At 63.1% G+C, this 21,109-nt stretch carries 19 protein-coding genes; all 19 read right to left on the bottom strand.

The features are described 5' to 3' along the window. Positions 1-18 precede the first annotated feature (18 nt). Complete coding sequence (locus NKJ58_RS23575; protein WP_023700369.1) at positions 19-1,269, bottom strand: peptidase M50; 1,251 nt, start codon at positions 1,267-1,269, stop codon at positions 19-21. Positions 1,270-1,729: 460 nt separating this feature from the next. After that, positions 1,730-2,413: an ABC transporter ATP-binding protein gene (locus NKJ58_RS23570; RefSeq protein WP_023685211.1), complete on the bottom strand. Its 684-nt coding sequence runs from the start codon at positions 2,411-2,413 to the stop codon at positions 1,730-1,732. Continuing rightward, positions 2,410-3,648: a lipoprotein-releasing ABC transporter permease subunit gene (locus NKJ58_RS23565; RefSeq protein WP_031244030.1), complete on the bottom strand. Its 1,239-nt coding sequence runs from the start codon at positions 3,646-3,648 to the stop codon at positions 2,410-2,412. The genes NKJ58_RS23570 and NKJ58_RS23565 overlap by 4 nt, the downstream gene beginning before the upstream one ends. A gap of 104 nt (positions 3,649-3,752) precedes the next feature. After that, on the bottom strand, positions 3,753-5,081 hold the full coding sequence (gene proS, locus NKJ58_RS23560; protein ID WP_023751639.1) for a proline--tRNA ligase: 1,329 nt from the start codon (positions 5,079-5,081) through the stop codon (positions 3,753-3,755). Between the two features lie 730 nt (positions 5,082-5,811). Next, positions 5,812-6,096: a DUF1467 family protein gene (locus tag NKJ58_RS23555; RefSeq protein WP_023670803.1), complete on the bottom strand. Its 285-nt coding sequence runs from the start codon at positions 6,094-6,096 to the stop codon at positions 5,812-5,814. Next, positions 6,093-6,497, bottom strand: a complete 405-nt coding sequence (gene mce / locus NKJ58_RS23550; RefSeq protein WP_023670804.1) for a methylmalonyl-CoA epimerase — start codon at positions 6,495-6,497, stop codon at positions 6,093-6,095. Before mce ends, NKJ58_RS23555 begins: the two co-directional genes overlap by 4 nt. 97 nt (positions 6,498-6,594) lie before the next feature. Then, entirely contained in the window at positions 6,595-8,268 is a 1,674-nt protein-coding gene (locus tag NKJ58_RS23545) for a ribonuclease J (protein ID WP_023690300.1), read from the bottom strand. Between the two features lie 33 nt (positions 8,269-8,301). Beyond that, a complete protein-coding gene (locus tag NKJ58_RS23540) occupies positions 8,302-9,123 on the bottom strand; it encodes a biotin--[acetyl-CoA-carboxylase] ligase (RefSeq protein WP_023709242.1) in 822 nt (273 codons plus the stop codon). A gap of 4 nt (positions 9,124-9,127) precedes the next feature. Next, positions 9,128-10,564 (bottom strand): NADH-quinone oxidoreductase subunit NuoN, encoded by a 1,437-nt coding sequence (nuoN, locus tag NKJ58_RS23535; RefSeq protein ID WP_352853912.1) that lies wholly within the window; start codon positions 10,562-10,564, stop codon positions 9,128-9,130. Between the two features lie 18 nt (positions 10,565-10,582). After that, entirely contained in the window at positions 10,583-12,088 is a 1,506-nt protein-coding gene (locus tag NKJ58_RS23530) for an NADH-quinone oxidoreductase subunit M (protein WP_023670808.1), read from the bottom strand. Continuing rightward, positions 12,088-14,061, bottom strand: coding sequence for an NADH-quinone oxidoreductase subunit L (gene nuoL / locus NKJ58_RS23525; RefSeq protein WP_023700374.1), 1,974 nt, complete (start codon positions 14,059-14,061; stop codon positions 12,088-12,090). Before nuoL ends, NKJ58_RS23530 begins: the two co-directional genes overlap by 1 nt. Before the next feature lie 10 nt (positions 14,062-14,071). Next, entirely contained in the window at positions 14,072-14,380 is a 309-nt protein-coding gene (nuoK, locus tag NKJ58_RS23520) for an NADH-quinone oxidoreductase subunit NuoK (RefSeq protein ID WP_352519566.1), read from the bottom strand. 1 nt (position 14,381) lies between these two features. After that, positions 14,382-15,002: an NADH-quinone oxidoreductase subunit J gene (locus NKJ58_RS23515; protein WP_023670812.1), complete on the bottom strand. Its 621-nt coding sequence runs from the start codon at positions 15,000-15,002 to the stop codon at positions 14,382-14,384. A 123-nt stretch (positions 15,003-15,125) separates the two neighbouring features. Continuing rightward, complete coding sequence (nuoI, locus tag NKJ58_RS23510; protein WP_023685203.1) at positions 15,126-15,617, bottom strand: NADH-quinone oxidoreductase subunit NuoI; 492 nt, start codon at positions 15,615-15,617, stop codon at positions 15,126-15,128. Continuing rightward, a complete protein-coding gene (gene nuoH / locus NKJ58_RS23505) occupies positions 15,617-16,660 on the bottom strand; it encodes an NADH-quinone oxidoreductase subunit NuoH (RefSeq protein ID WP_023685202.1) in 1,044 nt (347 codons plus the stop codon). The genes nuoI and nuoH overlap by 1 nt, the downstream gene beginning before the upstream one ends. A 2-nt stretch (positions 16,661-16,662) precedes the next feature. Beyond that, entirely contained in the window at positions 16,663-18,744 is a 2,082-nt protein-coding gene (gene nuoG, locus NKJ58_RS23500) for an NADH-quinone oxidoreductase subunit NuoG (protein ID WP_352519567.1), read from the bottom strand. Next, on the bottom strand, positions 18,744-19,025 hold the full coding sequence (locus NKJ58_RS23495) for a pentapeptide repeat-containing protein (RefSeq protein WP_352513064.1): 282 nt from the start codon (positions 19,023-19,025) through the stop codon (positions 18,744-18,746). The genes nuoG and NKJ58_RS23495 overlap by 1 nt, the downstream gene beginning before the upstream one ends. Before the next feature lie 11 nt (positions 19,026-19,036). Beyond that, on the bottom strand, positions 19,037-19,729 hold the full coding sequence (locus tag NKJ58_RS23490) for a helix-hairpin-helix domain-containing protein (RefSeq protein WP_352513062.1): 693 nt from the start codon (positions 19,727-19,729) through the stop codon (positions 19,037-19,039). 74 nt (positions 19,730-19,803) lie between these two features. Next, on the bottom strand, positions 19,804-21,108 hold the full coding sequence (gene nuoF, locus NKJ58_RS23485; RefSeq protein WP_023670819.1) for an NADH-quinone oxidoreductase subunit NuoF: 1,305 nt from the start codon (positions 21,106-21,108) through the stop codon (positions 19,804-19,806). Position 21,109: the final 1 nt, after the last annotated feature.

Raw genomic sequence — 21,109 nt, 5'->3', positions numbered from 1 at the left:
TCTCGCCTCGACCAACGCTCAAAGCAACCGCGCCGAGGCCCACAACAGCCCGAAACCGTGAATGGCGAAGACGGCCAGCAGCGCGCCGGCCATGGCGAAACGGTCGAAGATGCGGATCGGCTTCAATTCGTGGCGCGGTTTTACCCCGCTACCCACTGTCATCAGGCTGAGGATGGCAAAGACGGCGCCCGCCACCAGCAGAAAGCTTTGGGAAAAGCCGGCCAGCCAGCCAAGCCATAGCAAGGCCGAGAGCAGGGAAAACGAGGCGAGCGCCAGGGCGACCGGCCCCGGGCAGATCTGGCGCAGCACCTGACCGCCGTCGAATTTCCACACCGGCACCAGATTGGCGATGTTGAACAGCGCGGCAAAGCCGGCAAGCGTCGCCAGAAGGGCCGCGGCGAGCCGATGTCCCTCGCCGGATGCGAGCCCGCTGGCGACGATCAGCAGCGGTACCAGGAACGCGGAAAAACCAGCGCCCATCAGCGCCACGAAGGCGACCTCGAAGCGGCTGTCATAAGGCCGGCCGCCAATGGCGATGCCGCCGAGCAGCGGGATAAAGATCATCCGCGCCTTGCGATGACCGGTTAGCCGAAAGGCCGCCATGTGGCCGAGCTCATGCAGGGCAACCACCGAGGTCAGGATCGCGGCCAGCGCCAGGCCGCCGAGATTGAGCCCGAAGAACGGCCAAAGGATGAAAGCCGACAGAACGGCGAACCCGACCTGGCTCAGCGGATGCTCGAACCAGCCGCCCTTGCGATACTGTCCGGTCCTCGCCCAGATCTCCAGCTTGCCGAGCTCGCGGCGCATGGCGAAGTAGCGGAACACCAGGAAGGCGACGCCGCGATAGCGATCGGTCTGACTGAGCGTCACCCGCGTGCCGGCACCTTCCGAGGTGAGTTCGGTGGTCTCATAAAAATCCTTCCAGAACGACGCGTCGAGCGCGGTGTCCTCGATGACCCGCATCGAAAAACGACTGCCTTCGACGACGTCCTCGAAGCGCGACCTTCGCTCGATCGGCTGGCCGTCCCGGCCCTCCCAGGACAGCAGGATGCGGGCCGTGCCCTGCCCGTCCAGCGGCTGGGCCGAGAGTATCTCGCCGGACCAGCCGGCATCGCTGCCGAGCGGCCACAGCGCCTGCCAGAGGCGCTGCCGGTCCACCGCAACCACGCGGCTCAGCCGCACCGTGCGCAAACCGAGCGGCGCGGTCATCAGAAGGAAAATCAGTCCGAGATTACCGGCCACGAGAAGGGCCGTCACGATCGGCGACACCTGAGGTTTTTGCTCCCTGTCTTGGCGGGGCAGCCTAGCGTCATGGCGGCAAGAAAGGCTTAACGGCACAGCGCCTTCCTGCCCGCCTAAAACAGTGCGGCGAACCGCAGTTGCATCACATGGCGCCGATCCAGACAGCCATGGAAACCAGAAACGCACTCATGCACACCAACGAAACGACGTCCTGAACAAGATCGCTCATAACTCTCTCCTGTTGTTGATATGTTCGTATTTTGTTCTAACTTTGTTCGAAAGTCAATGAGCGGAAAGCGGCATGCCGACGAATCCTGACAGCCGGTTTGGGCAGGGTTAAGGAAAGGTTGACGGGGTGACGGCAGTGCTGACGCAGGGCGCATCGCATGCCTTTGCGATCGGGACACGCACCAATCACTTCGTGATCCTAGGGCGGAGCAAGGAGCGCAGCGACGCGGCGCAGACCCTAGGATGAGGAAGTTGGGGCCTACAACGGAACGACCTTGCCATCCGCCAACGTCACCCGGCGGTCCATGCGCGAGGCGAGTTCGTGATTGTGGGTCGCGATCAGCGCGGCAAGGCCGGACTGCTTGACCAGCGCGCCAAGCGCCTCGAACACATAGGACGCGGTGACCGGGTCGAGATTGCCGGTCGGCTCGTCGGCGAGCAGCAGCAATGGCGCGTTGGCGACCGCGCGAGCAATGGCGACGCGCTGCTGTTCGCCGCCGGACAGCTCCGACGGACGGTGCGACGCGCGCTTGCCAATCTGCATATAGTCGAGCAGCTGTGCTGCGCGCTCCGACGCCTCCTTGCGCGAAAGCCCCTTGATCAGCTGCGGCATCATGATGTTTTCCAGTGCCGAAAACTCCGGCAGCAGATGATGGAACTGATAGACGAAGCCGACATCGTTGCGGCGGATTGCCGTGCGTTCGTCGTCGGAGAGCCGTCCGCAGGCGCGGCCGGCCAGAATGACGTCACCGGCATCGGGGCGCTCGAGCAGGCCCGCCGTGTGCAGCAGCGTCGACTTGCCGGTGCCCGACGGCGCCACCAGCGCCACCATCTCGCCGCGCTTCAGCGAAAAGTCGGCGCCGTTCAAAATGGTGAGCTTGCGCGGCCCCTGGACATAGTGCCGCTCGACGCTCTTCAGCTCGATAATGATCTCGGACTTCATTCGTATCTCAAGGCCTCGACCGGATCGAGCCGTGCGGCGCGCCATGCCGGAAACACCGTTGCTAGGAAGGACAGGCCGAGCGCCATCAGGATGACATAGGTGGTCTCGCGCGGGTCCATCTTTGCCGGCAGCTGGCTGAGGAAATAGAGCTCCGGGTTGAACAGCACCTTGCCGGTCATCCAGGAGAAGAACTGGCGGATGGATTCGATGTTGGTGCAGATGAGCACCCCGAGCAGCACGCCGGCCAGCGTGCCGGTGACGCCGATCGCAGCACCCGTCATCAGGAAGATGCGCAGGATGGCGCCGCGCGAGGCGCCCATTGTGCGCAGGATGGCGATATCGTGGCCCTTGTCCTTCACCAGCATGATCAGGCCGGAGATGATGTTGAGCGCCGCCACCAGCACGATCAGCGTCAGGATCATGAACATGACGTTGCGCTCGACCTGCAGTGCTGAAAAGAACGTCTCGTTGCGCTGGCGCCAGTCGACCATGTCGATCGGCCGTTGCGCCGCCGCATCCACCAGCGGTTTCAGCGCGTCGACATTATCGGGGTTGTCGACATAGATCTCGATCGTCTGCGCCCTGCCGTCCATGTTGAAATAGAGCTGCGCTTCGGAAAACGGCATGTAGACGATGGAGCTGTCATATTCCGACATGCCGACCTCGAAGATCGCCGCCACCTTGTAGCCCTTCAGCCGCGGCGTCGTGCCCATCGGCGTCACATCGCCGTCCGGCGAGATCAGCGTGATGGTGTCGCCGAGCACAAGGCCGAGATTCTCGGCCATGCGCTTGCCGATGGCGACGCCATCGCCGGAGTCGAAGCCGTCAAGCGTGCCTTGCTTGACGTTTTGGGCGACGATGGCGATCTTGCCGAGGTCTTCGGCCCTGATACCGCGCACCAGCGCGCCCATGCCGCCGCCGACATTGCCTTGCGCCAGGACCTGGCCGTCGATCAGCGGTATCGCGTATTTGACGCCGGCCACGCCGTTGATGCGGGCTGCGACCTTCGCATAGTCCTCAAGCGGCGAATCCAGCGGCTGCACGATCAAATGGCCGTTGACGCCGAGGATGCGGGTCAGAAGTTCGGCTCGAAACCCGTTCATGACAGCCATGACGACGATCAGCGTGGCGACGCCTAGCATGATGCCGAGGAAGGAGATCGAGGCGATGACCGAGATCACCGTCTCCTTGCGGCGCGACCGCAAATAACGCCAGGCGACCATGCGTTCGAACATGGAGAACGGGCCGGCGACCGGAGACTTGGTGACCGGAGACTTGGCGACCGGAGACTTGCCAACCGGAGACTGGGCTACCGAAGACTTCGCTGCCGCGGCTTCGCTCATGCGGTTGCACCGAAGCGTTTCCTGGCCTCCGCGACCGGCAGCGTCTCGCGCTCGCCGGTCCGACGGTTCTTGATCTCGATCTCGCCGGCGGCCACGCCGCGCGGCCCGACGATCACCTGCCAGGGCAGGCCGATCAGGTCGGCGGTGGCGAACTTGCCGCCCGGCCGCTGGTCGGTGTCGTCGTAAAGCACATCCTTGCCGGCGCCGGTGAAGGCGGCGTAGAGCTCGCCGCAAACGCGGTCGCACTCGGCGTCGCCGGCCTTCATGTTGATCAGGCCGATGTCGAACGGCGTCACCGCTTCCGGCCAGATGATGCCGTTGCCGTCATGGCTGGCCTCGATGATCGCCGCCACCAGCCGCGACGGACCGATACCGTAGGAGCCGCCGGAAACGAAATGATCCTTGCCGTCGGGCCCGGTCACCTTGGCGCCCATGGGCTTGGAATATTTGTCGCCGAAATGGAAGATGTGGCCGACCTCGATGCCGCGTGCCGAGACCCGGTCGGCCTCGCTAAGCTTGTCCCAGGCCGCCTCGTCATGCATCTCGTCGGTGGCGGCGTAAGGCGTCGTCCACGTTTTGACGATGTCGGCGATCTCGCCGTCATTGCCGAAGTCGGTTTTCTCGCCGGGCACCTGGAGCGACAGATATTCGCGGTCGCAATAGACCTGGCTCTCGCCGGTGTCGGCCAGGATGATGAATTCATGGCTGAGATCGCCGCCGATCGGCCCGGTGTCGGCCCGCATCGGAATGGCCTGCAGCCCCATGCGCGTGAACGTTCGGAGATAGGATACGAACATGCGGTTATAGGCGGCCTTCGCGCCCTCGAAATCGAGGTCGAAGGAATAGGCATCCTTCATCAGGAACTCGCGCGAGCGCATGACGCCGAAGCGCGGCCGCACCTCGTCGCGGAACTTCCACTGGATGTGGTAGAGGTTGAGCGGCAAATCCTTGTACGACTTGACGTAGGCGCGCACGATCTCGGTGACCACTTCCTCATTGGTCGGACCGTAGAGCATGTCGCGGTCCTGCCGGTCCTTGATGCGCAGCATCTCCTTGCCATAGTCGTCATAGCGGCCGCTTTCGCGCCACAGATCGGCCGACTGGATGGTCGGCATCAGGATTTCCAGAGCGCCGGCGCGGTTCTGCTCCTCGCGGATGATGCGGCAGACCTTGTCGAGCACCAGCTTGCCTAGCGGCAGCCAGGAAAAGCTGCCCTGCCCCTGCTGGCGGATCATGCCGGCACGCAGCATCAGCCGGTGCGAGACGATCTCGGCCTCGCGCGGATTTTCTTTCAGGATGGGCAGGAAAAACTGCGACAAACGCATGGACAGGTCCGTGAGAGAGGAGGCTGCGCCGGAATCGGCGCGGCTGGCTTGCTTGCCCCGGCTTCATAGCTATTTCGTGACGGAATGGAAACCCGACCGGCCGCATCGGTCCGAAATCGCAAAAATCGATTCTTCTTCCAAAGACCTTCGCACCGAAAACGATAATGCTTTTGATGCAAAATGATGACCCTGACTCCGAAGTGCTCACACACGCTTTGCGCGTCCGGGCGACGCGGCACACCTGACCAGATTAAGGCGGCAGCCCGGGTGTTGTTCGTTTCGCAAGCAAAGCCTGCCGCACTATTGTGCACTGCAGCACAGATTGCCCGATTGCGGGCAAAATTCTGCGTGACAATTTCATCAGGGTTAGGCTAGTGTGCCCCGATAACCGAGAGGGTGGAGAAAAATCTGCTCTCCTACGCGGTCAAAGTCTTGGGAGGATGCGATCTAGGCGCGGTTACCCGCTGCCGCCGGAAACCGGAAAACAGATCGGAACGCGTTTAAATTGCAAGGCCTTGTGCCTTGCATTTTTTTTGCCCGATCATCTGGTTAGATCAACCTGTTCCCAAATCACGTGAGCTTGCGTCAGCCTGACACCAAGGCGTGATTCTAATGCGGGTGGGCCATGCCTGGCCGCCTATTGCGCATCGCAGGCTGGCGAGACAAAATCTGAGTTTGGCGCTCCGAAACAGACACAAACATGCCAGCCGATCTGCCGGCGGGAAAGTGGTTAGTTAGCCGGTGCCTGGCTGGCTTCGGGGATGATGTGCGGGACTTCGTCGAGGCTGTAGCCCAGCCCGTGCGTCAGGCTATAGAAAACCCCCATGACGACAGCCGTGACGATGGTGGTGCGGATCACGGCGCGCAGCATATGCGGCCCGCGCGGCGCACTCGCAACCGTGCCCAGCGTCACGTCCTGGTCGTCATCCTGCGTCTTGACGCTGAACGGCAGCACGATGAACAGCATCAGCCACCAGGTGATGAAGAACAGCGCGGCAAACGAAATCCAGCTCATGCCTGCTCCAGTTCGACCAGCGTGCCGAAGAAATCCTTGGGATGCAGGAACAGCACCGGCTTGCCGTGGGCGCCGGTTTTGGGATTGCCGTCGCCCAGCACGCGGGCGCCGCTCGCTTTGAGGTGATCGCGCGCGGCAAGGATGTCGTCGACCTCGTAGCAGACATGATGCATGCCACCCGAGGGGTTCTTGTCCAGAAAGGCCGCGATCGGCGACCCCTCGCCCAGCGGCTCCAGGAGTTCGATCTTGGTGTTGCCGACATCGACGAACACCACGGTAACGCCATGCTCGGGCAGCGCTTGCGGCGCGGTGACCTTCGCGCCAAGCGTATCGCGATAGGCCGCAATCGCCGCGGCCAAGTCCGGCACGGCAAGCGCTACATGGTTCAGGCGTCCGAGCATGAAGTGCTCCACAAGTTAAGAGAGTAGGGAATGGGCAGTAGGCAGTAGTGATACATCTGCATTTTTCTCCACTGCCTACCGCCTACTGCCTATTCCCTCACCTCGTCACAAACACCGTCACCAGCGGCTTCTTGCCCCAGGCCTCGTTGGCGGCGCCGCGCACGGCGCGGCGCACCGCTTCCTGCACCAGATCGAGGTCCTTGCGGCGCTGGCGAGGGATCGAGTCGACCGCGCCGACGGCCGCGTCGAGCATCAGATCTTCCATGTTTTCGCCACGGGCATCGGCCTCGGCGACGCCGATGGCGACCAGATCGGGATCGCCGGCGAGCTCATATTTGTCGTCGAGCACGACATTGACCGCGACATGGCCGGCAAAGGATAGCTTGCGCCGGTCGCGTATGCCCATCGCCTGGTCGGTGCCGATCAGCCTGCCGTCCTTGTAGATGCGGCCGAACGGCACCTGGTCGATGATCGTGGCCGGACCCGGCGCCAGCCGCAGCATGTCGCCGTCGCGCACTTGCGCCACCTGGCCGATGCCCGACGTCGACATCAGCGACCCCTGCGCCACCAGATGCGCGGCTTCGCCGTGCACGGGAACGCCGATCTGCGGCCGCACCCATTCATACATCCTGCGCAATTCGCTGCGGCGGGGATGGCCGGAGACATGCACAAGCGCGTCGCCATCCTCGATGATCTTGATGCCGAGGTCGATGAGGCGGTTCTTGATCTCGAGGATCGCCTTCTCGTTGCCGGGAATGGTGCGTGAGGAAAACACCACCGTGTCGCCGGCCGTCAGCGACACCGATTTCATCTCGTCGCGCGAAAGTTTTGCCAGTGCCGCCAGCGCCTCGCCCTGGCTGCCGGTGCAGATGATGACGAGGTTCTCGCGCGGGATGAAGCCGAAATCCTCTTCGGCGATGAACTCCGGCAGCCCGTCCATGTAGCCGAGCTCGCCGGCGACATCGATGACCCGCTTCAGCGAGCGGCCGAGCACCAGGCACTGGCGGCCGGCATCGCGCGCCGCCTTGGCGATCGAGACGATGCGCCCGACATTGGAAGAGAAGGTGGTGACGGCGACACGGCCGACAGCGCTCTGGATGACGCCCCTGAGGCCTTCGCCCACCGCCACTTCCGACGGCGATTCGCCTTCGCGCAGCGCATTGGTGGAATCGCAGACCAGCGCCAGAACGCCCTTGTCGCCATAGGCGCGAAACCGCGCCTCGTCGGTTTTCGGACCGATCGTCGGTTCCGGATCGATCTTCCAGTCGCCGGTATGGATGACGGTGCCGGCCGGCGAGGTGATCGCCAGCGACATCGGCTCGGGGATCGAGTGCGCCACCGGAATGGCCTCGATCGAGAACGGGCCGACAGTGAATGTTTCGCCTGCCCGGTAGATCGTCACCGGAATTTTCTTCGGCGCGCCCTGCTCGCCCTGGCGCTTGGCGTCCAGCAGTCCGGCGCTGAACGGTGTCATCCACACCGGCGCCTTCAGCTTCGGCCAGATGTCGAGCAGCGCCCCGTAATGGTCTTCATGCGCGTGGGTGATGATGATGCCGCGCAGGCCGGCGAGGTTCTCCTCGATGAAGCGCGTATCGGGCAGGATCAGGTCGACGCCAGGATGCGCCGCATCGGGAAAAGTCACGCCGACATCGACGACGATCCACTCGCGCGCGCTAGGCGGCCCATAGCCGTAAAGGGCGAAGTTCATGCCGATCTCGCCGACGCCGCCGAGCGGCACGAAGACGAGTTCGGCGTTTTGCGCTTTCGCCATCAATTTTCCCTTCCCGGCCCTTGCGGCCAGCCCCTAAATCTTTGCCGACGCGACGGCGCCGAAATGCACGTCGCCGGCGGCTACCGTCACGACCGACCCCTCATCATCGCGGATCACGAAACGGCAGTCCGCGTCAATGGTTTCGAAGGTACCGCGCACCACATTCCCGTCAATCCTGACAGCAACCTCGCCGCCAAGCCCCGCCGCGCGCGATAGCCAGCGACGCCGGATGGCGTCGAGCCCGCGTCCGTCATCCCACAGCCGGGCATTGTCGGTCCAGGCATCAGACAGCGCCAAGAACAGCGTTTCGGCGTCGCATGTCGCGCCCAGCGCCTGAAGCGATGTCGCCGGATACGGCAAATCCGGCGGATGCGCCACCACATTGACGCCGATGCCCACCGCCACCGCGAAACGGCCGCCATCGAGAATGGCCGATTCCAGCAGGATGCCGGCCAGCTTGGCGCCGGAGGCCAGCACATCGTTCGGCCATTTCAGCTCGAAGCGATTCTGCCCCTGGCTGGCGCCGTCGAGGCCGATAGCGATCCTGCCCTTCGGCACCACGGCGTCGAGCGCATCGGCCAGCGACAGGCCGGCGACGAAGCCCAGCGTCGCCGCCAGACGCAACTCACCGCCGGTGATGACCAGCAATGTCGCCGCCAGATTGCCCTCGGGCGATACCCAGGCCCTGCCGCGGCGGCCACGGCCGCTTTCCTGCTTCTTGGAAACGACCCACAATTTGCCGGGATCGCCTGCCCTTGCATGGTCCAGCGCCAGCGTGTTGGTGGAACCCACACTGTCATGCGCCTCGAGCCGGAACCCTTCCGTCTCAGAGGTTGGAGCCAGCCGAAATGCCATCCGGTCAGAAAAATGTCTTGGCGGCGGCTTCGGCGTAGGTCGCGATCGGACCGCCGATCAACACATAGAACAGCACGAAAGCGCCGGAGATGCCAAGCACGAGGCGCAGTTCGCTCGCCATCGGCACGAAGCCGCCGGCCGGTTCGTCGAACCACATGATCTTGATGATGCGCAGATAGTAGAACGCGCCCACTACGGAGGCCAGCACGCCGATGATCGCCAGCGCATAGAGGTTGGCGTTGATGGCGGCGAGGAACACGTACCATTTCCCCCAGAAACCGGCGAGCGGCGGGATGCCGGCCAGCGAGAACATCAGGATGGTCAGGATCGTCGCCATGATCGGATTGGTCGACGACAGACCGGCGAGATCGCTGATCTGCTCGACATTGCCTTCCTTGCGCCGCATGGCGAGGATGAAGGCGAAGGTGCCGAGCGTCATGACCAGATAGATCAGCATGTAGATGGCGACGCCGCGCACGCCGGCCTGGCTGTTGGCGGCAAGGCCGACCAGCGCGTAGCCCATATGGCCGATCGAGGAGTACGCCATCAGCCGCTTGATGTTGGTCTGGCCGATGGCGGCAAAGGAGCCGAGCGCCATCGAGGCGATCGAGATGAAGACGATGATCTGCTGCCAGTCGGAAGCGATCGGCTTGAAGGCGCCCATGGTGACGCGCACGATCAGCGCCATCGCCGCCATTTTGGGGGCAGCCGCCAGGAAAGCGGTGACCGGCGTCGGCGCGCCCTCGTAGACATCGGGCGTCCACATATGGAACGGCACCGCGGAAATCTTGAAGGCAAGGCCGGCCAAAACGAAGACCAGGCCGACGACGAGGCCGAGCTGGCGCTCGCCGCTGCCCAGCGCGGAGGAAATTTCCTGGAAGCCTACATTGCCGGTGTAGCCGTAAATGAGGCTGATTCCGTAAAGCAGCATGCCCGACGATAGCGCGCCGAGCACAAAATACTTCAAACCGGCCTCGGTCGAACGCAGATTGTCGCGATTGATCGCGGCCAGCACGTAAATCGCCAGCGACTGCAGCTCGAGGCCGAGATAGAGCCCGATCATGCCGTTGGCCGAGATCATCAGCATCATGCCGAGCGTGCAGAGCAGGATCAGCACCGGGTATTCGAACTTGTCGAAATGCTCCTGCCTGGCGAAGCGCATCGACATCACCAGCGTCACCGCCGAACCGATCAGCGACAGCACCTTCATGAAGCGGGAGAACGGATCCTGGATGAAGGCGTTGCCGTAGGCTGCGCCCTGTCCCGTGGGAAAGATCAGCCATAGGCCTGCGATCACCAGCACGGCGACGGCAAGGACAGTCACCAGAATGGCAGTGTTGGCGCGCGAATAGGCGCCCACCATCAACAGCGCCAGCGCGCCGATGGCGAGGATCAGCTCCGGCGTCGAGAGCGAAAGGCTGGAATAAAGGTCCGGCGTCATGGTTCGCAAAACCTCTGGTCAGTTCGCCGCCGCGGTCTGCGCGGCGCCGATGGATGCGGTGACATTGGTGACGAGCGCCTTGACCGACTGGGCCGTGGCATCGAAGACGGGAGCGGGATAGACGCCGAAGAAGATGACTAGCACGACCAGCGGGTAGATGATCGCCTTCTCGCGCGTCGACAGATCGAGCAGGCCCTTCAGGCTTTCCTTGGTCAGCGCGCCGAAGATCACCCGGCGGTAGAGCCAGAGCGCGTAGGCCGCCGACAGGATGACGCCGGTGGCGGCGAAGAAAGCCACCCAGGTGTTGACCCGGAACACGCCGAGCATGGTCAGGAACTCGCCGACGAAACCTGACGTGCCCGGCAAGCCGACATTGGCCATGGTGAAGATCAGGAACACCGTGGCGTATTTCGGCATGTTGTTGACCAAGCCGCCATAGGCGTCGATCTCGCGCGTGTGCATGCGGTCGTAAATGACGCCGACGCACAGGAACAGTGCGCCCGAGACGAGGCCGTGGCTCAGCATCTGGAAGATCGCGCCCTGCACGCCTTCCTGGTTCATGGCGAAGATGCCCATGGTGACGAAGCCCATATGGGCGACGGAGGAATAGGCGATCAGCTTCTTCATGTCCTCCTGCATCAGCGCCACCAGCGAGGTGTAGATGATGGCAACGACCGACAGCGTAAACACCAGCGGCGCGAACATTTCCGAGGCCAGCGGGAACATCGGCAGGGAAAAGCGCAGGAAGCCGTACCCGCCCATTTTCAACAGTATGCCCGCCAGGATCACCGAGCCCGCCGTCGGCGCTTCGACATGCGCATCGGGCAGCCAGGTGTGCACCGGCCACATCGGCATCTTCACCGCGAAGGAGGCGAAGAAGGCTAGAAATAGCCATGTCTGCATGTGGGCCGGGAAGTTGTGGGTCAGCAGCGTCGGGATGTCGGTGGTGCCCGCCTGGAAGAACATCGCCATGATGGCGAGCAGCATCAGCACCGAGCCGGCCAGCGTGTAGAGGAAGAACTTGAACGAGGCATAGACGCGGCGCTTGCCGCCCCAGACGCCGATGATGATGAACATCGGGATCAGGCCGGCCTCGAAGAAGACGTAGAACAGCACGATGTCGAGCGCGCAGAACACGCCGATCATCAGCGTCTCCAAGAGCAGGAAGGCGATCATGTAGGCCTTGACGCGCTTGTCGATCGCTTCCCACGACGCCAGGATGCAGAGCGGCATCAGGAACGTCGTCAGGATGACGAACAGCATCGAAATGCCGTCGACGCCCATATGGTAGGAGATGCCGGAATCCAGCCAGGCAAACTTCTCGACGAACTGGAAGCCGGCCTGCGAATTGTCGAAGCCGGTCCAGATGAACAGCGAGATGATGAAGGTGGCCGCCGTCGTCGTGAACGCGATGGCGCGGATGTTGCGACGCGCATTCGGGCTGTCATCCCTGATGAACAGGATCAGCAGCACACCTACGAGCGGCAGGAAGGTGACCAGCGAGAGGATTGGCCAGGCGGTCATCAGAGCATCATCCAGGTGACGAGTGCGGCCACGCCGATCAGCATGGCGAAGGCATAGTGATAGAGATAGCCGGTCTGCAGCTTGACGACGCGGTCGGTGACGTCGACGACGCGCGCCGAAATGCCGTCAGGACCGAGCCCGTCGATGATGGTGCCGTCGCCGGTCTTCCACAAGAACCTGCCCAGCGCCTTTGCCGGCCGCACGAACAGGACGTCGTAGAGCTCGTCAAAGTACCATTTGTTGAGCAGGAAGGCATACAGCAGCCGATGGTTGGCGGCGACACTCCGGGGCAGTTCCGGCGAGCGGATGTAGAACTTCCAGGCGACTGCAAAGCCGATGACCATGGCGACGAACGGTGCCAGCTCGACCCACAGCGGCAATTCATGGATGTCGTGCAGGATGTGGTTGTCCGGCAGCGTGAACAGCGACGCCTTCCAGAATTCGGCATAGCCTTCGCCGATGAAGGCGCCATGAAAGATAACGCCGGCAAACAGCGCGCCCGCGGCCAGGATGAACAGCGGCACCAGCATCACCGGCGGCGATTCATGGACATGGTGCATGACGTCGTGGCTCGCCCGCGGCTCGCCGTGGAAGGTCATGAAGATCAGCCGCCAGGAGTAGAAGGAGGTGAAGCAGGCGGCGATGACCAGCAGGACAAAAGCGAGGCCGGCGACCGAATTGTGGCCGGCAAAGGCAGCCTCGATGATGGCATCCTTGGAGAAGAAGCCGGCGGTGCCGATGACGGTCACCGGAATGCCGACGCCGGTCAGCGCCAGCGTGCCGATCACCATCATCCAGTAGGTCTTCGGAATGAGCTTCCGCAGGCCGCCCATCTTGCGCATGTCCTGCTCGTCGGAGACGGCATGGATGACCGAGCCCGAGCCCAGGAACAGCAGCGCCTTGAAGAAGGCGTGCGTGAACAGATGGAAAATCGCCGCGCCATAGGCGCCGACGCCGAGCGCCACGAACATGTAGCCGAGCTGCGAGCAGGTCGAATAGGCGATGACGCGCTTGATGTCGTTCTGGACCAGGCCGACGGTCGCCGCGAAGAAGGCGGTGAAGGCGCCGATGAAGGTCACCACGGTCAGCGCCGAATGCGACAGTTCGAACAGCGGCGACAGCCGCGCCAGCATGAACACGCCGGCCGTGACCATGGTGGCGGCATGGATCAGTGCCGAGACCGGGGTCGGGCCCTCCATCGCGTCCGGCAGCCAGGTGTGCAGCGGCACCTGCGCCGACTTGCCCATAGCGCCCATGAACAGCAGCAGGCAGACGATGGTCATGGCTGCCTGCTTGTCCAGCGCGTAGCCGAGGAAGGTCAGCACGGCCGCGCCTTGTGGGGCGCCTTCAGCCGGAATGAACGTCGCGGCATTGGCGAAGATGGTGCCGAGATTGACCGAGCCGAACAAAACGAAGACGCCGAAAATGCCGAGCGCGAAGCCAAAATCGCCGACGCGGTTGACGACGAAGGCCTTGATGGCAGCAGCATTGGCCGACGGCTTCTTGTACCAGAAGCCGATCAGCAAATAGGAGGCGAGACCCACCCCTTCCCAGCCGAAGAACATCTGCACGAGGTTGTCCGCCGTCACCAGCATCAGCATGGCGAAGGTGAACAATGACAGATAGGCGAAGAAGCGCGGCCGGTTCGGATCGTGGTGCATGTAGCCGATCGAATAGATGTGGACCAGCGCCGACACCGTGTTGACCACCACCAGCATGACCACCGTCAGCGTATCGATCCTGAGCGCCCAGGACGCGTCCAAGCCGCCGGATTGGATCCAGCGCAGTACCGGCACGGTGAACACCTCGCCTTCGCCGAAGCCGACGGAGAAGAAGGCGACCCAGGACAGCACGGCCGAGATCACCAGGAAGCCCGAGGTGATGTATTCCGATGCCTTGGCGCCGAGCGCATTGCCGAACAGGCCGACAATCAGGAAGCCGAGCAGCGGAAGGAAGACGATCGCTTGATACATGTTAGCCCCGTCAACCCTTCATCTGGTTCACGTCTTCGACCGCGATCGAGCCGCGGTTGCGGAAGAAGACGACGAGAATGGCAAGACCGATGGCCGCTTCGGCGGCGGCGACCGTCAGCACGAACAGGGCAAACACCTGGCCGACGAGATCGCCCAATGCCGCCGAGAAGGCAACGAAATTGATGTTGACCGCCAAAAGGATCAGCTCGATCGACATCAGGATGATGATGATGTTCCTGCGGTTCAGGAAGATGCCGAACACGCCCAGCGTGAACAGGATCGCCGATACGGTCAGGTAATGTGCGATGCCGACGACCATCTCAGAGCCCCTCGCCCGACTTGACCTTGCGGATTTCCATGCCTGTCGCCGGCGTGCGGCCGACCTGGGCTGCGATCGACTGCCGCTTGATCCCTTCCTTGTGGCGCAGCGTCAGGACGATGGCGCCGATCATGGCGACCAGCAGGATGAGGCCCGAAATCTGGAAGTAGTAGAGGTAGTCGGTATAGAGGATGTCGCCGAGTGCTGCGGTGTTTGTCCGCGCGGCAAGATCCGGGATGGGTTTGGAGACCGTCGAGGCCAGTTGCGGCGCGAAGGTGTAGCCGCCGAGCACCACGATCAGCTCGGCCGCCAGGATCAGCCCGACCAGCGCGCCGATCGGCGCATATTGCAGGGCGCCTTCCTTCATCTCGGCGAAGTCGACATCGAGCATCATGACGACGAACAGGAACAGCACCATGACCGCGCCGACATAGACGACAAGCAGGATCATCGCCAGGAACTCGGCGCCGGTCAGCATGAACAGGCCGGCGGCGTTGAAGAAGGTCAGGATCAGGAACAGCACGGAATGCACGGGGTTGCGCGACGAAATGACCATGAAGGCCGACGCCACCGCGACAAAGGCGAAGAGGTAGAAAAAGGCCGCCTCTAGTCCACTCAGCATTGGGGATCCCCCGGGTTCCTGTCCAAACAGGACATCCGTCCTGTTTGATTTCTGCGACCGCCTCCGGCCGGCAAGTTGCGTTGTCCTTAGACGAGGCCCCTCGCCCCGTCCATGCGTCAAATGTCAGCGGTAGGGCGAGTCCAGCGAGATGTTGCGCGCCAGTTCGCGCTCCCAGCGGTCGCCATTCGCCAGCAGCCTGTCCTTGTCGTAGTAAAGCTCTTCGCGCGTCTCCGTCGCGAACTCGAAATTCGGCCCCTCGACGATGGCGTCGACCGGGCAGGCTTCCTGGCAGAAGCCGCAATAGATGCACTTCACCATGTCGATGTCGTAGCGCACGGTGCGGCGCGTGCCGTCATTGCGGCGCGGGCCGGCCTCGATGGTGATCGCCTGCGCCGGACAGATCGCTTCGCACAATTTGCAGGCGATGCAGCGCTCTTCGCCATTGGGGTAACGGCGCAGCGCGTGCTCGCCACGGAAGCGCGGGCTGGTCGGCCCTTTCTCGTGCGGATAGTTGATCGTTTCCTTCGGCGCGAAGAACTGACGCATTGACAGGAAGAAGGCGCTGACGAAATCCTGCAGCAGCAGCGATTTTGCGGCCTGGCCAAAAGCGGACATCACGCAAACCCCGTGATTTTGAGGAAGGCCGCGGTGGCAACGACCATGAACAGGGAGATCGGCAGAAAGACTTTCCAGCCCAGCCGCATCAGCTGGTCGTAGCGGTAGCGCGGCACGAAGGCCTTCACCATCGAGAACATGAAGAACATCAGGCAGATCTTGAGCACGAACCAGATCACGCCGGGCACCCAGGTGAAGGGGGCGAAGTCGAAGGGCGGCAGCCAGCCGCCGAGGAACAGGATGGTGGCCAGCGCGCACATCATCACCACGGCGACATATTCGCCGAGGAAGAACAACAGGAACGGCGTCGAGGAGTATTCGACCATATGGCCGGCGACGAGTTCCGACTCGGCTTCCACCAGGTCGAAGGGCGGGCGGTTGGTCTCGGCCAGCGCCGAGATGAAGAAAATGACGAACATCGGGAACAGCGCCAGCCAGTGCCAGTCGAGGAAGCTGTTGGGCAGGCCAAGCTTGGTGCCCAGCCCATCCTGCTGCGACAGCACGATGTCCGACAGGTTGAGCGAGCCGACGCAGAGCAGCACGGTGACGATGACGAAGCCGATCGAGACTTCGTAGGACACCATCTGCGCCGCCGAGCGCAGCGCGCCGAGGAACGGGTATTTCGAGTTGGACGCCCAGCCGCCCATGATCACGCCATAGACCTCGAGCGAGGAGATGGCGAAGACGTAGAGGATGCCGACATTGACGTTGGCGATCCCCCAGCCCGCATTGACGGGAATCACCGCCCAGGCCGAGATTGCCAGCACGGCCGACACCAGCGGCGCCAGCAGGAACACGCCCTTGTTGGCGCCGGACGGAATGACCGGTTCCTTGAAGACGAATTTCAGCAGATCGGCGAAAGCCTGCAGCGTGCCCCACGGGCCGACGACGTTCGGGCCGCGGCGCAATTGCACCGCCGCCCAGATCTTGCGGTCGGCGTAAAGCAGGTAGGCAACCCCGATCAGCAAAACGACGATCAGCACGACCGACTTTAAAAGGATGATCAGCGTCGGCAGCACGTAGAAGGAGAAGAAGGTGTCCATGTCTACTCTGCCGCCTGCCTGAAGCCGTTTTTCGCCAGCGCCGAGCATTCCGCCATGACGGCGGAGGCCCGCGCAATCGGGTTGGTCAGATAGAAATCCGTGACCGGCGAGGTGAAAGTGCCCTTGTTCAGCCGCCCGCCGAGCTTCGCCACCCTGGCGATGTCGTCGGGGTTGCCTGAGACAACATGGTCGATGTGGGCGAGATGCGGATATTCGCCATAGAGCCTGGCGCGCAGTTGCTGCAGCGAATCGAATGGCAGTTTCTTGCCGAGCACATCGGACAATGCCCTCAGGATCGCCCAGTCTTCGCGCGCGTCACCCGGCGCGAAGCCCGCGCGGTTGGTCTGCTGCACGCGTCCCTCGGTGTTGACATAGGTGCCGGACTTTTCGGTGTAGGCGGCTCCCGGCAGGATGACATTGGCGCGGTGCGCGCCGGCGTCGCCATGCGTGCCGACATAGACGACGAAGGCGCCGCCGGTCTTGGACATGTCGATCTCGTCGGCGCCGAGCAGGAACAGAACCTCGCTCTCACCCAGCATGCCGGCAACGTTCTTGCCGCCCTTGCCAGGCACGAAGCCGACATCGAGACCGCCGACGCGCGCGGCTGCAGTGTGCAGCACGGCAAAGCCGTTCCAGTCGGCGCGGGCAGCGTTGACGGCGGTGGCGAGTTTCGCCGCCTGGCCGAGCACCGCCGCGCCGTCGGCACGCGACAGCGCGCCCTGGCCGACGATGATCAGCGGATGCGTCGCCTTCTTCAGCACCTGGAAGAACTTGCCATTGCCGTCGGCCAGGTCTTTCAGCGACTCCGGACCGGCGCCGAGTTGTTCGTAGTCGTAACGCGTGTCGCCGACCTCGCCGATGACGCCGACCGGCAGATTGCCGATCCGCCAGCGCTTGCGGATGCGGGCATTGAGCACCGAGGCCTCGAAGCGCGGATTGGCGCCGATGATCAGCACCGCGTCGGCCTGCTCGATGCCCTCGATGGTGGGGTTGAAGATGTAGCTGGCGCGGCCGAGCGCGGGATCGAGTGCGGCGCCGTCCTGGCGGCAATCGGTGTTCTTCGAGCCCAACGCAGCCATAAGCTGCTTCAGCGCGTAGATTTCCTCGACGGCGGCAAGATCGCCCGCAATCGCGCCGATTTTCTCGGGCGCAGCATTCGACACCGCATCCCTGATCGCAACGAACGCTTCGGCCCAGCTGGCCGGCGCCAACTTTCCGTCCTTGCGGACATAGGGGCGGTCGAGGCGCTGCGTGCGCAATCCGTCCCAGATGAAGCGGGTCTTGTCGGAAATCCACTCCTCGTTCACCGCTTCATTGACGCGCGGCAGGATGCGCATCACCTCGCGGCCGCGGCTGTCGACGCGGATTGCCGAGCCGACGGCGTCCATGACGTCGATGGATTCTGTCTTGGTCAGCTCCCACGGCCGTGCCTGAAAGGCGAAAGGCTTGGAGGTCAGCGCGCCCACCGGGCAGAGGTCGATGACATTGCCCTGCAGCTCCGAGGTCATGGCGCTTTCGAGATAGGTGGTGATCTCGGCATCCTCGCCGCGGCCGATCAGGCCAAGCTCGGAAATGCCCGCAACTTCCGTGGTGAAGCGAACGCAGCGCGTGCAGTGGATGCAGCGGTTCATAACCGTCTTGACCAATGGGCCGATATACTTGTCTTCGACCGCGCGCTTGTTCTCGTGATAGCGCGAGGAATCGACGCCGAAGGCCATCGCCTGGTCCTGCAGGTCGCATTCGCCGCCCTGGTCGCAGATCGGGCAATCCAACGGATGGTTGATCAAAAGGAATTCCATCACGCCTTCGCGGGCCTTCTTGACCATCGGCGTGTTGGTGAAGATTTCAGGCGCCTCGCCATTCGGACCCGGACGCAGGTCGCGCACATTCATGGCGCAGGAGGCCTGCGGTTTGGGCGGCCCGCCCTTCACCTCGATCAGGCACATGCGGCAATTGCCGGCGATCGACAGCCGCTCATGGAAGCAGAATCGCGGCACTTCCGCGCCGGCGTCCTCGGCCGCCTGCAGCAGCGTGTAGTGGTCGGGTACAGTGATCTCTTTCCCGTCGACCTTGAGCTTTGCCATCAATTGCCCCCGGCGGTCTGCGCCGTCTCATATGCCTGAAACAGATCGCTCAGCCTGATGCCATTGATCATCATGCCGGCGACTTCAGCGTTTTCTATCTTCAAATTGCTCATATTCACATTGCTGAAAAACGCGTCCGAGAGGTTCGCGTCCTCCACAACGGCCGCCGACAGGTCGACGTTGTGAAACTGCGTGTTCGACAAGTTCACATCGTCAAATCTGGAGTTGCTGACGATGGCATTGCGCACATCGAGAACATCGCTCCTGTCGTGGATCTCCATGCCTGCCACCCCTACTTCTTCGCCTTGGCGGCCAGCGTCAGCGCCGCGGCCTGGCGGGTCCACTCGTCGCGGCCGATACGGCCGGTGAGCGACAGGTAGTCCTCGACCCAGGCGATCTCTTCTGGCGCCCAGGCGGCGATCTGGGCAAAGGTCCAGATGCCGAGGCCGTTCAGCACCTTTTCCAGCTTCGGCCCAACGCCGGTGATCGCCTTGAGATCCGACGGCTTGGCCGGACGAGCCACGGCCTTGGGCTGTCTGAAATCCTCCGGCATCAATCCGATCGTTGCGCCTTCGGCGACGGCCTCGGTCTTCTCCGACTCGGCATCGAGGGTGAGAGCGGCAATATCGGTCAGATCCTGGGCAAAAGTCTGCGCCTCGGCGATCAGGGTTCTGGTCGCCGCGCGCGCCTTGGTGGCGGGGGCGGTCTCGGCGAACCCTTGGCTGCGCAGTTCGAAATCGTCGATGATCGGCTGGAAAATCCGCTGCGATGCCTCGGCAGCACCCGACAAGGCGCCTAGCCACACGCCAAAGGCATGGTTGGCAAGGCCAAAGCCCAGCGCCGACATCGCGGCGGCACCCGCGACAGGATGCGCGAGAAGGTTGACGGCGCTGGCCATCTCCTTCGGCATCATCCTGGTCAAATCCTGGTTCATCTTCTCAAGCTGGTCCAAATTGGGCATCAAAGGGTTCGAATACGGCGCCATAGACATCTCCTGGTCGTTTCTTCGTCTTCCCCGCCCCTATATTTCGGTCCCGGGCTTGCGCCCGTATTTTAAATCTACTCCGCCGCCACCATCACCGGTTCGGCCCGGTGCGCGTTGCGGGAAAACTCGTCGATGCGCCGCTCCACCTCGCCGCGGAAATGCCGCATCAGGCCCTGGATCGGCCATGCCGCGGCGTCGCCCAGCGCACAGATCGTATGGCCCTCCACCTGCTTGGTGACGTCGAGCAGCATGTCGATCTCGCGCTTCTGCGCCTCGCCGCGCACCAGCCGCTCCATCACCCGCCACATCCAGCCGGTGCCTTCGCGGCATGGCGTGCACTGGCCGCAGCTCTCATGCTTGTAGAAATAGGAAAGCCTGGCGATCGCCTTCACGATATCGGTCGACTTGTCCATGACGATGACAGCCGCCGTGCCGAGGCCGGATTTAAGGTCGCGCAAAGCATCGAAATCCATCGGCGCATCGATGATCTGCTCGGCCGGCACCAGCGGCACCGAAGCGCCGCCCGGAATGACCGCGAGGAGATTGTCCCAGCCGCCGCGAATGCCACCGCAATGCGTCTCGATCAGCTCGCGGAACGGGATCGACATCGCCTCTTCGACGGTGCACGGATTGTTGACGTGGCCCGAGATGCAAAACAGCTTGGTGCCGACATTGTTGGGCCGGCCGAAGGACGAGAACCAGGCCGCGCCGCGGCGCAAAATGGTCGGCGCGACCGCGATGGACTCGACATTGTTCACGGTTGTCGGACAACCGTACAAGCCGACATTGGCTGGGAATGGCGGCTTCAGCCGGGGCTGGCCCTTCTTGCCTTCGAGGCTTTCGAGCAGCGCTGTTTCCTCGCCGCATATATAGGCGCCGGCGCCGTGATGCATGTAGATGTCGAAATCGTAGCCGGACGTGTTGTTCTTGCCGATCAGCCTGGCCTCATAGGCCTCGTCGATGGCGCGCTGCAGTGCCTCGCGCTCGCGGATGAACTCGCCGCGCACATAGATGTAGGCGGCGACCGCGCCCATGGCGAAGCCGGCGATGAACGAGCCCTCGACCAGCGTGTGCGGATCGTTGCGCAGGATATCGCGGTCCTTGCACGTGCCGGGCTCGGATTCGTCGGCGTTCACAACGAGATAGCTCGGCCTTCCGTCGCTTTGCTTGGGCATGAACGACCATTTCAGCCCGGTCGGGAAGCCGGCGCCGCCGCGGCCACGCAGGCCGGACGCCTTCATCTCGTTGACGATCCACTCGCGCCCCTTGGCGATGATGCCGGGCGTGTTGTCCCAGGCGCCGCGCGCCATCGCGCCGGCCAGCGACTTGTCGAAGAGGCCGTAGATGTTGTTGAAGATGCGGTCTTTGTCAGCCAGCATG

This window comes from Mesorhizobium sp. M0139, assembly GCF_040322455.1.
In the GTDB taxonomy this organism is placed as follows: Bacteria; Pseudomonadota; Alphaproteobacteria; order Rhizobiales; family Rhizobiaceae; genus Mesorhizobium.
The sequence above is the reverse complement of the archived record's forward strand: the minus strand, read 5'-3'. Positions and strand labels throughout refer to the sequence as shown.